11 protein-coding genes are annotated in these 12,124 nt (G+C 45.4%); 6 read left to right on the top strand and 5 right to left on the bottom strand.

Annotated elements, in window-relative coordinates; genetic code table 11:
• Window positions 1–98: 98 nt before the first annotated feature.
• The gene (gene gdhA / locus LKD46_RS02120) at window positions 99–1,433 is read left to right on the top strand and encodes an NADP-specific glutamate dehydrogenase (protein ID WP_118752526.1); all 1,335 of its coding nucleotides are present in this window, start codon (window positions 99–101) and stop codon (window positions 1,431–1,433) included.
• 192 nt (window positions 1,434–1,625) lie between these two features.
• Here the strand turns inward: gdhA and nrdR are convergent, their stop codons facing one another.
• Window positions 1,626–2,075 carry a transcriptional regulator NrdR gene (nrdR, locus tag LKD46_RS02115; protein WP_021976805.1) on the bottom strand — a complete coding sequence of 150 codons (450 nt, stop codon included), beginning with the start codon at window positions 2,073–2,075 and terminating at the stop codon, window positions 1,626–1,628.
• Between the two features lie 138 nt (window positions 2,076–2,213).
• Between nrdR and LKD46_RS02110 the strand changes: the two genes are divergently transcribed.
• Both LKD46_RS02110 and sigG read left to right on the top strand, forming a co-directional pair.
• Window positions 2,214–2,468, top strand: coding sequence for a YlmC/YmxH family sporulation protein (locus LKD46_RS02110; protein WP_015524424.1), 255 nt, complete (start codon window positions 2,214–2,216; stop codon window positions 2,466–2,468).
• A 113-nt stretch (window positions 2,469–2,581) separates the two neighbouring features.
• Window positions 2,582–3,361, top strand: a complete 780-nt coding sequence (gene sigG / locus LKD46_RS02105; protein WP_015524423.1) for an RNA polymerase sporulation sigma factor SigG — start codon at window positions 2,582–2,584, stop codon at window positions 3,359–3,361.
• A gap of 64 nt (window positions 3,362–3,425) precedes the next feature.
• On the opposite strand, the gene pap is transcribed toward sigG, so the two are convergent.
• Window positions 3,426–4,898, bottom strand: a complete 1,473-nt coding sequence (gene pap, locus LKD46_RS02100; RefSeq protein WP_118752541.1) for a polyphosphate:AMP phosphotransferase — start codon at window positions 4,896–4,898, stop codon at window positions 3,426–3,428.
• Window positions 4,899–5,167: 269 nt separating this feature from the next.
• Here pap and LKD46_RS02095 point away from each other — a divergent pair, with 269 nt between their 5' ends.
• Window positions 5,168–5,536, top strand: coding sequence for a hypothetical protein (locus LKD46_RS02095; protein WP_015524421.1), 369 nt, complete (start codon window positions 5,168–5,170; stop codon window positions 5,534–5,536).
• A gap of 20 nt (window positions 5,537–5,556) precedes the next feature.
• Here the strand turns inward: LKD46_RS02095 and LKD46_RS02090 are convergent, their stop codons facing one another.
• Entirely contained in the window at window positions 5,557–6,738 is a 1,182-nt protein-coding gene (locus LKD46_RS02090) for a PP-loop family protein (protein ID WP_092070442.1), read from the bottom strand.
• Window positions 6,739–6,952: 214 nt separating this feature from the next.
• On the opposite strand from LKD46_RS02090, the gene LKD46_RS02085 reads away from it, so the two are divergent.
• Together LKD46_RS02085 and eutJ are read left to right on the top strand one after the other, a co-directional pair.
• Window positions 6,953–9,085: a glycogen debranching protein gene (locus tag LKD46_RS02085; RefSeq protein ID WP_118752525.1), complete on the top strand. Its 2,133-nt coding sequence runs from the start codon at window positions 6,953–6,955 to the stop codon at window positions 9,083–9,085.
• A 59-nt stretch (window positions 9,086–9,144) separates the two neighbouring features.
• Window positions 9,145–9,969: an ethanolamine utilization protein EutJ gene (gene eutJ, locus LKD46_RS02080; protein ID WP_015524418.1), complete on the top strand. Its 825-nt coding sequence runs from the start codon at window positions 9,145–9,147 to the stop codon at window positions 9,967–9,969.
• Here eutJ and rlmD read toward each other — a convergent pair.
• On the bottom strand, window positions 9,966–11,138 hold the full coding sequence (rlmD, locus tag LKD46_RS02075; RefSeq protein ID WP_059085471.1) for a 23S rRNA (uracil(1939)-C(5))-methyltransferase RlmD: 1,173 nt from the start codon (window positions 11,136–11,138) through the stop codon (window positions 9,966–9,968). The genes eutJ and rlmD overlap by 4 nt on opposite strands.
• A 102-nt stretch (window positions 11,139–11,240) precedes the next feature.
• Window positions 11,241–12,086, bottom strand: coding sequence for a class II fructose-bisphosphate aldolase (locus LKD46_RS02070; RefSeq protein ID WP_227573735.1), 846 nt, complete (start codon window positions 12,084–12,086; stop codon window positions 11,241–11,243).
• Window positions 12,087–12,124: the final 38 nt, after the last annotated feature.

Below are 12,124 nucleotides of genomic sequence, written 5' to 3'. Positions count from 1 at the left end.
ATTAAATTTAGCACTTCCCTTTTTTAGCATGTTAATGTATAATAGCACTCGAATTTAGTTTTCAACGCAATTTAATATGTGATGAGGAGGAAACAACAATGTCTTACACAGAAGAAGTTTATGAAAGAGTTGTAGCACAGAATCCTGGCGAGCCAGAATTCCATCAGGCAGTTAAGGAAGTTCTCGATTCCCTTAAAGTCGTAATTGACAAAAATGAGGAAGAGTATCGTAAACTTTCTATCCTTGAGCGTCTTGTAGAGCCAGAGAGGATCATCTCCTTCAAAGTACCGTGGATCGATGATAACGGAACTGTACAGGTTAACAAGGGATATCGTGTTCAGTTCAACAGCGCCATCGGACCATACAAAGGCGGCTTAAGATTCCATCCTTCTGTAAATCAGGGTATCCTGAAATTCCTTGGTTTTGAGCAGACCTTTAAAAACTCTCTTACAGGCCTTCCGATCGGCGGTGGAAAAGGTGGCTCCAACTTCGATCCTAAGGGTAAATCTGACAGAGAGGTTATGGCATTCTGCCAGAGCTTTATGACAGAGCTTTGCAAATATATCGGCGCAGATACAGATGTTCCGGCTGGTGACATCGGTGTCGGCGGACGTGAGATCGGTTATCTCTTCGGACAGTATAAGAGAATCCGTGGCCTTTATGAGGGTGTCCTTACAGGAAAGGGTCTTTCCTTCGGAGGTTCCCTGATCCGTACAGAGGCTACCGGTTACGGTGTTGTATACATGCTCAACGAGATCGCCAAAGCTCACAATGATTCCGTAGAAGGAAAAACAATCGTTGTAACAGGTTCCGGTAATGTAGCTATTTACGCTGTTGAGAAAGCTACTCAGCTTGGTGCCAAGGTTGTTGCAATGAACGACTCCAACGGATATGTCTACGATCCGAACGGAATCAACCTTGACGTCGTAAAGGATATCAAAGAAGTAAAACGTGGACGTATCAAAGAATATGCAGACCGTGTTGAGGGCGCTACCTACACTGAGGGACTTGGCATCTGGAATATCAAATGTGATATCTACCTTCCATGCGCTACTCAGAACGAGCTTGGTATTGACGGAGCTAAAACACTGGTTGCAAATGGCTGCAAATACGTCGTTGAAGGTGCAAACATGCCTACTACTCTTGATGCAACAACATACCTTCAGGAGAACGGTGTTCTCTTCATGCCTGGTAAAGCCGCAAACGCTGGCGGTGTTGCCACATCTGCACTTGAGATGAGCCAGAACTCCATGAGACTTTCCTGGACAAGAGAAGAGGTTGATGAGAAACTCCACAACATCATGATCGATATCTTCCACAAAACTGATGACGCTGCTAAACGTTACGGTATGGAAGACAACTATGTTGTAGGTGCAAACATCGCCGGCTTCGAAAAAGTTGTTGACGCTATGAAAGCTCAGGGTATTGTTTAATTAAGTTTCCTGAATCATTAATGTATATTTATAGCAGGGACCGCAGAGGATTTTCCCATGCGGTTCCTGTTTTTTTTTGTATCCACTTTTACGATCTCTGAAAAATCAAACATTCATGTTTCAAAAAAGGCCGGTTGTCTTTTGACAATCGGCCTGAAATCTCCTGCATTTGCGGTCTATTCATTTAATCTCTTAATTGATCAGCTTCTTCAGCTCATCCATAAAGGTACTGACATCTTTAAACTCTCTGTATACAGACGCAAAGCGTACATACGCCACCGCATCCAGATCCTTCAGATGCTCCATAACGATCTCTCCGATCTTGGTACTGCTGATCTCACGGTCTTCTGACCGGAAAATATCTCCTTCTATGGAATCGATCATCTCTTCCACTCTCTCAATGGGAATGGGGCGCTTATAGCAGGCACGAAGAACACCATCCTGGATCTTAGAACGTTTATAGCTTTCCCGGTTCTGATCCTTCTTGATCACAGTCAGCGGAATCGTTTCCACCTTCTCATAAGTTGTAAAACGCTTTCCGCAGGCATCACAGAGACGGCGGCGGCGGATGGAATTGGTATCCTCTACAGGTCTGGAATCTACAACTCTTGTATTATCCTGGTTACAGAACGGACATCTCACAGAACTCTCCCCCTTTCCGGATCAGTAAATCATTACTAAATTCGTTTTTATTATAAAATAAATGCACATAATGTGTCAATAATCGGACTTGCATAAATTTTACAGATTTTCCATAAAATCATACCAGGTGATGAATTTATGCGCATCTGTGAGCTGAAACAAAAAGAAGTGATCAATATCCATACCTGCCGCAGTCTTGGCTGCCCTCTTGATGTGGAATTCTGCTGTGAAACCGCACGTCTGAAAGCCCTGATCATGCCGGAACCGGGGAAATTTTGCTGGTGTTTTTCCAAAGAAAATGAATATTCCATTCCATGGGACTGCATCCGCCAGATCGGCGAAGATATCATCCTTGTTGATTTCCGTAATGAAAAACTGCTGTCCGGAGAATAAATACCTCCTTATTGTCAAGGCCCTTTATTTTTTATATTTTCCCTGAAAAAGTATATTTCAACCGCCCTCTGAGAATCATCTTAATGTACTGACAAGACAAGGAGGATTCTAAGATGGCACTGAATAAAGTTGAAATCTGCGGAGTAAATACCTCAACCCTTCCCGTTCTCGATCAGGAAGAAAAGGCGGAGCTCTTTAAAAGAATCAAAGCTGGCGATGAAGAAGCCAGGGAATTGTACATCAAAGGCAATCTGCGGCTTGTTTTAAGCGTGATCCGGCGTTTTCAGAACAGCAGTGAAAATCCGGATGACCTTTTTCAGATCGGCTGCATCGGCCTGATCAAAGCGATCGATAATTTCGACACCACTCTTCAGGTAAAATTTTCCACCTATGCAGTTCCCATGATCATCGGAGAGATCCGAAGATATCTCCGTGATAACAACAGCATACGGGTCAGCCGTTCTCTGCGGGATATCGCTTACAAAACCATCTATACCCGGGAAAACTATATGCGGCAGCATCTCAAAGAGCCTACCATTGCAGAAATCGCTGATGAGATCGGTATCGACAAGGAAATGATCGTCTATGCCATGGATGCGATCCAGAGCCCGGTAAGCCTTTTTGAGCCCGTGTATTCCGAAGGCGGAGATACCCTATATGTTATGGATCAGATCAGTGATAAAAAGAACCTGGAAGAAAACTGGGTGGAGGATATTTCTCTTCGAGATGCCATGAACCGGCTTGGAGAGCGTGAACGTCACATTATCGATCTCCGCTTCTACGAGGGAAAAACCCAAATGGAGGTAGCTGATGAGATTGGTATCTCCCAGGCTCAGGTCAGCCGACTGGAAAAACATGCTCTTCGCAGTATGCGAAACTATCTCCGGAATTGATTCATCTCTCTTCAGACAAAAAGCTGCAGCAGAATATCTGTTATCCTGCCGCAGCTTTTATCTCTTATTTCAGCGCTTTCTCAATTTCTTCGATCACGATCCGAAGCGCCTTCAGCCTTGCATATTTCTTATCTACGGATTCCAGAATGTGCCATGGTGCATAAGCAGTACTGGTTTTCTGAAGCATCTCATCTACTGCTGTTTCATACTGATCCCATTTTTCACGGTTTCTCCAGTCCTCATCCGTGATCTTCCACTGTTTTTCCGGATTGCTCTGGCGGTCGTTGAACCTGGCAAGCTGGGTGTCCTTATCAATGTGGACCCAGAATTTCACGATCACAGCGCCCCAGTCAGAAAGCTCCTTCTCAAATTCATTGATCTCATTGTAGGCACGTCTCCAGTCATTCTCGCTGCAGAAGCCCTCCAGACGTTCTACCATCACTCTTCCGTACCACGTCCGGTCAAAGATGGCAATGTGACCATCCTTGGGAAGCCTTGTCCAGAAACGCCACAGATAATGACGGGCTTTTTCATGAGGCTCCGGACTTGCGATAGGATGTACCTCAAATCCACGGGGATCAAGAGCCTCCGTGATCCTCTTGATATTTCCTCCCTTTCCGGCAGCATCCCAGCCTTCATAGGTGATGATCACAGGCACTCTTTTTCGGTAAAGACGGTTATGCAGACTTCCAAGCTTTGCCTGCAGTTCCTTAAGCTCTGCCTTGTACTCTTCATCCCCCACTTCTTTTCCATCCAGAGGAATCTCGCTTAATCTGGGCATCTCCACCAGAGGAAAAACATTCTGCAGGATCGGCACTGCATGTTTGCTGTTTTCCATGGCAACCTCTATATTGCTGATCATGGTTTCCAGTACCTGCAGTTCTGCCCACTTCCGGTCACCGGCATCGACAATATACCATGGAGCCGCAGATGTATTGGTATCCTGCATATACTGGTCGAAAATCTTTCTGCACTTCTTATAATGATCATTCTGCCAGAGATCATATTCATTGACTCTCCATCTGGTATCCTTGCTTTCCAGAAGGATGCCCATACGTTTTTCCTGTTCTTTCCGGTCGATCTGCATAAAAAATTTCAGGAGTACATATCCATTATCCGTCAGCTGACGTTCAAATCTCCGGATACTGTCAATCCGTTTTGAATAATTGTCACCCTTCAGCTTTTTATCCATACGTTCACGACAGGTCTGATCCATCCATCCTGAATCCAGGAATGTAAACTTGCCCGCTTCCGGGATTTCCCTGAAATATCGGTAAAGAAATGGTTTCCGAAGGTCTTCCTCTGTAGGTGCTGACATAGTCGCAACTTTGAAGAAACGAGGATCGATATTCTTGATCACCTTACTTATGGTACTTCCTTTTCCGGAAGCTCCCCAGCCTTCAAACAGCACGATCACCGGAATCTTATGCTCTTTCAGAGCCATCTGCAATTCATATAATCTGGTTCTTGCAGCGCTTAAACGCACTTTGATATCCTCTTTTTCCGGAATCTGTTCCGGGTTCCAGTTTTTCAACATCTGCATCGTCCTTCCTTGAATTTTTTGAATATTCATATTATACCACAGAAGATCTTATTTTACGATAATTTTTACATAATTTTAACCTTTAGCCTCACAAAAGCAAACAAATTGCACAACAAAAATCATTCATAAGCATCGAAAATCTTTTTAACCTCTTGACATTTTTGTCGCCGCTTCATACAATAGACGCTGATTGTTATTTTTTTAACTTCATAAAAAAGCAGTGCCTGAAAACTGTTGAAATAATAAAGATCAAGGAGCCGATCATGAAACTCACAGAAAAACTTCTGCAGAAAATGGAACAGAAAAAAGAACTCTATGGCGATGGCATCATCATGCCGGACGGGGATTACCGTCTGATCCAGGATGGACACTTAAAAACTCTCATGTCCCTTCTTCCATATACAGAAAACGAAATCTGGAAAATGATCCCCGATGATGATTCCGCACTTTTCTGGCTGGTAGAAAAAACAAGCTGCGTACTGACCGATGTCAATTCCACGATCGGAATGAAGATGACCCCCGCACAGCAGAAAACCTACGAAGCACTTTCCAGTCGCGGGATCATCTCTGATGAATATTATGATCTTACCAAACAGCGGGAAAAAGTAAAAGCTGCCCGGGCTAACGCCTGAGCAGCTTTTATTTATATCTGTCAGTCCTCATACCCTTCCAGAAAAGAATGTTTCACTCCATCTTTTTTGTATGCGATAACTGTATGAAGATTAACATTTTCCACACTTCGGAAAATATTACTTTCTACATGTGGATTTACCTTCTTAAGTTCTGCAATCAGATTCTTGATCTCCATTCTCTTGGAAACACTGGTACCATCTGTACGGCAGGTAGTACAGGTATCGGTAAATTTACATGCACACTGGATAAAATGAAGGTCATTATAATCTCTCCAGTGTTTGATATCTGCCTCCCGGATCAGATACATAGGACGGATCAGCTGCATTCCCTCAAAATTTGTACTATGGAGCTTCGGCATCATAGTCTGTACCTGCGCTCCGTAAAGCATTCCCATCAGGATCGTCTCGATCACATCATCATAGTGATGTCCAAGAGCGATCTTGTTGCAGCCAAGCTCCTTTGCCTTGCTGTAAAGATAGCCCCTTCTCATACGGGCACAGAGATAGCATGGGGATTTTTCTATATTATAAACCGCATCGAAGATCTCAGTCTCAAACACTGTGATCGGAATCCCGAGAAGCCTGGCATTGTGCTCGATCACCGCACGGTTTGCCTCATTATATCCCGGATCCATCACAAGAAACACCAGTTCAAAGGGAAACTTGTTATGACGCTTCAGTTCCTGGAACAGTTTGGCCATCAGCATGGAATCCTTACCACCGGAAATACAGACTGCTATCTTATCTCCCGGCTTCACCAGCTCATAATCGTTGATTCCCCTGGCAAATCTGGAAAACAGCTGCTTATGGAACTTTTTGCGGATACTCAGCTCGATATCCTTCCGCCGCTGTTCCATTGCATCATTTTCCTCTTCTTCACTGTTCTCTTTACCGGATTCTTTCTGCATCTGCTGAAAAAGCCATCCTGTATATCCACCTTTCAGGCTCAGTGCGGGAATTCCTTTTTCCCGGAGCATCTCTGCACCCTCCTGGCTGAAAAGCCCTCTTGTACAGTAAAGGACCGGGATCTTATCCCCCCTCAGTTCTTCTGCCCGCTCTTCCAGTTCCTGTTCCGGAACAGAGATTGCTCCCGGGATCATTCCATATTCTACAGTTACTTTATCACGGGTATCTATCAGAAGATATTTCCCCCGTTCTTTCTCTATCTGGTCAAAAGAAATCTCCAGTGTTTCTTCATTCATACTGCTATTATTCCTTTCCTTACATTTTCAAAGTTTCTGGTTCATATTGTAAGCCTTCCCGTCAAAAACCTCAAGAAGATTTTCCCGAAGGTTCCCGCGTTATTGGAATGCTGCTGTTCACTTTGTTCTCAACAACCCAGCCTGTACTTTTTTCTGAAAATCAGTTATAATATTTTTGTTTGTAAAAAAATTTTCACCAAGGAGGATACCGGAAATGAAAACACAGAATCAGACTATGCTCTCTGAGAATACACTGACATCCCGGCCCACAGATATTATTGCGGGATTTCCTGTACGTCCCGGGTTTTTTGAATTAAATGGCGCTACTCCTCTTTCCAACGGAGTCAACTTTACCGCACATACCCGCCACGGTACATCCTGCGAGCTTCTTCTTTTCCACTCCGGAGAAGAGGAACCCTTCGCAGTCCTTCCTTTTCCCAATGCCTGTCGTATCGGTGATGTCTACTCCATGATCGTCATGGGACTGGACATCGAAGATCTGGAGTACGGCTACCGCATTGACGGTCCTTACGAACCGGAAAAGGGTCACATCTTCGATAAAACAAAGGTTCTTCTTGATCCTTATGCCAAAGCCGTTGCCGGTCAGCGTGAATGGGGCCAGCAAAAGATCGGAAGCTATCATGCCCGTGTGGTACGTGATTCCTTTGACTGGGAAGACATGCCGCAATCCACCCGTAAGATCAGTGACCTGATCATCTATGAGCTTCACGTCCGCGGCTTTACACAGGATTCTTCTTCCGGTGTTATGCACCCGGGAACCTTTGCCGGTCTTCGTGAAAAGATCCCTTATCTCAAGGAACTGGGGATCAACGCCGTAGAGCTGATGCCGATCTTCGAGTTCGACGAGAATATGAATGCCCGTACTGTAAATGGCAAACGGCTTCTGGAATACTGGGGATACAATTCTGTCAACTTCTTTTCTCCAAACACCAGCTATGCTTCCAAGCCGGAGCATAACTGTGAGGGAACTGAGCTGAAAGAGCTGATCCGTGAGCTCCACGAAAATGGCATCGAAGTAATTCTTGATGTTGTATTCAATCATACCGCCGAAGGAAACGAGCTGGGAAAAACCTTCTGCTTTAAGGGCTTTGACAATAAGGTTTATTATATGCTGACTCCAGAGGGAAATTACTACAATTTCAGCGGATGTGGAAATACTCTGAACTGTAACCATCCCATTGTACGTCAGATGATTCTTGAATGCTTACGTTACTGGACCATCAACTACCGTGTGGACGGCTTCCGCTTCGATCTTGCCAGCATTCTCGGACGCCATGAGGACGGTTCTCCACTTAACAATCCGCCCCTTCTGGAGCTTCTCGCTTACGATCCGGTCCTTAGAAATGTCAAACTGATCGCAGAAGCCTGGGATGCCGGCGGGCTGTATCAGGTTGGTTCTTTCCCTGCCAGCCGCAGATGGGCTGAATGGAATGGCCGTTACCGTGACTGCCTCCGTTCCTTCCTGAAGGGAGATTTCTGGAATGCCTGGGACGCTGCATGGAGTATTTCCGGTTCCGGTGATCTGTACGGAGGCTTTTATTCTGATCATAATGACAATTATGCAGGATACAATTCCTGTGTCAATTTCCTTACCTGCCACGATGGCTTCACCATGTATGATCTTTATTCCTACAATGAAAAACACAACGAAGCAAACGGCTGGAATAACACCGACGGTTCCAACGATAACCGCAGCTGGAACTGTGGAGAAGAGGGCGATTCCACCAACCCTGAAGTGCTCTCCCTCCGCTTCCGCATGATACGGAATGCCTGTGCTGTACTGATGTCCAGCCGCGGAACCCCGATGTTCCTTGCAGGTGATGAATTCGGAAACACAAAACACGGAAATAACAATACCTACTGTCAGGATAACGAAACCTCATGGATCAACTGGAAGCTTCTGGAGAAAAATCACGATCTTTTTGAATTTTTCAAATTTATGATCCGGTTCCGTAAAGACCACCCTGTTATCTCCCGGAAGCTTCCCAACGCAGTATGCGGTATGGAAAATATCCACACTCATAACATTGACGCAAGGGATGTGACCATTCCAAGAGATGCCCACACCTTCGCTGTAAGCTTTGCAGGCTATAATAAGAGCAAAGGCACTGATGACCTGATCTACATTGTGATCAACGCATACTGGGAGGACGTAACGGTCACACTTCCGGAGCTTGCCCGTCCCGGTGCATGGTATCTCTGTGTCAACACGTTCGGTGACGGAAATGGCCGTTATTTCTACGAAAAAGGCCAGGAGCCACGCATTGAACACGATTTCTGCATGCGGCCCAGATCCGTTGCCATCTTTACCGGCCGCAATTATTAGAATTTATATCAGGGGCAAAATTCTTTTTGTCCCTGTCTGAAAGAAATGGAGTATTTTGAATGGAATTAAAAAACAGAACTTTGTCCAATTTTGCAGAACTTGTAGAAACAGGTGAATGTAAAAAATTCCGCGGTCGTCTGAAGACAGGCATAGACCTTGGTACTGCCAATACCGTTCTTGCCGTTGTCGACCGGAATAACCGTCCCATAGCCGGAATTTCCGCACCATCCCATGCGATTCAGGATGGAGTGATCGTCAATTACTATGAATCTGTCCAGCTTGTGACAAAGCTTAAAAATGAGCTGGAGGAAAGGCTTGGCACAGAACTTACTTACGGTGCTGCTGCCATCCCTCCGGGAGTTTCTGAAGGCAGTGTCAAAAGCATCGGCTATGTTCTGGAGGGTGCCGGTTTCGAGGTTACAAATATCGTGGACGAGCCTACTGCCGCAGCTGCTGTCCTTAAGATCACAGACGGTGCTGTTGTGGATGTGGGTGGCGGCACAACCGGTATCAGCATCCTGAAAGACGGAAAAGTTATCTACACCGATGATGAGGCTACTGGCGGCAGCCATATGACCATGACAGTCGCCGGTCACTATAAGATCCCTTATGAGGAAGCCGAAGTATTGAAAACTACTCCGGAAAAAGAAGACGAAATTTTCCCTGTGATCAAGGCCACTGTAGAAAAAATGGCTGTGATCACCGAGAAATTTCTAAAGGGCTATCAGGTTCCGGCTGTTTATGTAGTTGGCGGTTCTTCCATGTTTAAGGAATTTACTACCGTTTTTGAAAAGAGGCTGAAGCTTCCGGTATACCGTCCGGTCCATCCGCTTCTTGTTACGCCCCTTGGCATCGCATATCACTGTGAGCTGCCAAAAATCTAAGCTCTTCCCGGTCTGGTCCTACGATTCTCCAGAAGGCAAACAACCTCCACTGAATCGGTGAGCGGGAACATATCAACCGGCTGCATCTTCTTTACCAGGTAATCTCTCTTAGTAAGGCAGGCAAGATCTCTTGCCAGGGTTTCCGGGTTGCAGGATACATAAACAATTTTTTCCGGTGAAAGAGTCAAAAGGGAGTGAAGGAATTTACGGTCACTTCCGGAACGTGGCGGATCCATGAGAACAACCTCCACCTTCTCTCCCTCTGCTGCCATTCCTTCCATAAACCATCCTGCATCTCCCGGAACAAAACGAACATTACGGATCTTGTTTTCCCTGGCATTCATTCTGGCATCACGGATAGCATCACGGTTCAGTTCTACACCAATGACATCCCTGGCATTCCCGGAAGCGATGATCCCGATAGTACCTGTGCCACAGTAAGCATCGATCACCCTCTCTTTTCCTGTCATTGCCGCAAACTCCATAGCCTTTCCGTAAAGTACTTCTGTCTGCACAGGATTTACCTGATAAAAAGAAGATGGAGAAATACGGAAGGTCAGTCCCATAAGTCGATCTTTGATGAATCCCGGTCCGTAAAGTACGATATTGCGGTCTCCAAGTACCATGCTTGTCTGTCTGTCATTGACATTGAGAACCACCGTAGTGATCTCCGGATGCTCTTTACGGAGAGCTTTTACAAAGTTATTCTTAGATGGAAATATTGGAGAAACCGTAACTAATACCACCATGATCTCTCCTGTGGAAAAGCCTCTCCGCACAAGCACATGGCGGAGAAGTCCATATCCTGTATCCTCATCATAGGTCTTGATCTTAAAGGATTTCAGCATACCACGTATGGTACGGATGATTTCCTGACTTTTTTTATCTTCGATCATACAGTCATCTACGGAAACGATCCTATGACTCTTCTCCTCATAAATCCCGGAAATTACGTTTCCCTTCCGGTCACGGCCAAAAGCTGCATGAACTTTGTTTCTGTAATAATAGGGATCTTCCATTCCAATGATCGGCTCTACTTTTCCGAATTTTTTCAGAAGGCCTTCTGTAATTCTCTGTTTCCTGCGAAGCTGCTCCTGGTAGGATACACCCTGATAACGGCAACCGCCGCATTTCTTCGCAACTGAACAGACAGTCTCTTTCTGTTCCATTTTTATCTCTCCTCTTTTATGGGCACAAAAAAGATGTTCCCAGTTATTTTCACTGAGAACATCTTATCAGACCTTTTCTTTTTTTACAAGAAAATCCTTGGCCTACTCCTGATATGGCTCATTAAATACAAGAATATGTTTCTTCACATTCTCGTAAGTACCCTGGGCCATAGCCTCATTGAGGTCAAAGAAATTATGCTTGTCTGTTGATTCCATATATTTCTCCACATGAGCTGTCAGGCTGTTAAAGCTTGCTGTGGCAATATTCACCTTACGGATGCCAAGAGAGATCGCCTTCTGGAAATCTTTATCGGTGATGCCACTGCCGCCATGAAGAACCAGCGGAATATCCACTCTCTCATGGATCTTCTCCAATACATCAAAAGCAAGCGTCGGCGCTACCGGATAATTACCATGGGCATTACCGATGGCAACTGCAAGCGCATCAATACCTGTCTCTCTTGCGTAAACGACCGCATCATCCGGATCTGTGCAGCGGATACCGTGGTCACAGCTTCCATCCTCACTTCCGCCCACAAGTCCCAGCTCAGCCTCAACTGTAGCGCCGTATTTACGTGCTTTCTCCACAACGGCCTTTACTCTGGCGATGTTTTCCTCAAAAGGAAGCGTAGAAGCATCCAGCATAACCGATGTAAAGCCAAGCTCCAGAGCCTTGTCAACCGTCCCAAAAGTAAGACCATGATCCAGATGGACAGCCACATCCACCTTAGCCTCCTTTGCAGCCTGTACCATCATCGGTCCCATCAGGTGAAGCGGAGAATTTTTCAAACGCACCTCCGCGATCTGAAGGATGATCGGAGTATCCAGTTCTTCTGCTGCACGGATCGCACCTCTTACCATTTCCATATTACCAACACTGAAAGCACCGCAGCCAATATTTTTCTCTTCGGCACGTCTCAGCAGATCTTTCATTTTCACAAGTGCCATGATTCGGCCCTCCTGTCCTGTTTATCGTACACTGTTTG

The sequence above is a fragment of the Blautia fusiformis genome, from assembly GCF_020686995.1.
Taxonomy (GTDB): domain Bacteria; phylum Bacillota; class Clostridia; order Lachnospirales; family Lachnospiraceae; genus Blautia_A; species Blautia_A fusiformis.
This window is presented reverse-complemented; position numbering and strand designations above follow the sequence as displayed.

Bases quoted from the DNA above. Each gene is read 5' to 3' on its own strand.
- gdhA (WP_118752526.1), top strand. From the start codon at position 99: ATGTCTTACACAGAAGAAGTTTATGAAAGAGTTGTAGCACAGAATCCT.
- LKD46_RS02110 (WP_015524424.1), top strand. From the start codon at position 2,214: ATGCGCATCTGTGAGCTGAAACAAAAAGAAGTGATCAATATCCATACC.
- sigG (WP_015524423.1), top strand. From the start codon at position 2,582: ATGGCACTGAATAAAGTTGAAATCTGCGGAGTAAATACCTCAACCCTT.
- pap (WP_118752541.1), bottom strand. From the start codon at position 4,898: ATGTTGAAAAACTGGAACCCGGAACAGATTCCGGAAAAAGAGGATATC.
- LKD46_RS02095 (WP_015524421.1), top strand. From the start codon at position 5,168: ATGAAACTCACAGAAAAACTTCTGCAGAAAATGGAACAGAAAAAAGAA.
- LKD46_RS02090 (WP_092070442.1), bottom strand. From the start codon at position 6,738: ATGAATGAAGAAACACTGGAGATTTCTTTTGACCAGATAGAGAAAGAA.
- LKD46_RS02085 (WP_118752525.1), top strand. From the start codon at position 6,953: ATGAAAACACAGAATCAGACTATGCTCTCTGAGAATACACTGACATCC.
- eutJ (WP_015524418.1), top strand. From the start codon at position 9,145: ATGGAATTAAAAAACAGAACTTTGTCCAATTTTGCAGAACTTGTAGAA.
- rlmD (WP_059085471.1), bottom strand. From the start codon at position 11,138: ATGGAACAGAAAGAGACTGTCTGTTCAGTTGCGAAGAAATGCGGCGGT.
- LKD46_RS02070 (WP_227573735.1), bottom strand. From the start codon at position 12,086: ATGGCACTTGTGAAAATGAAAGATCTGCTGAGACGTGCCGAAGAGAAA.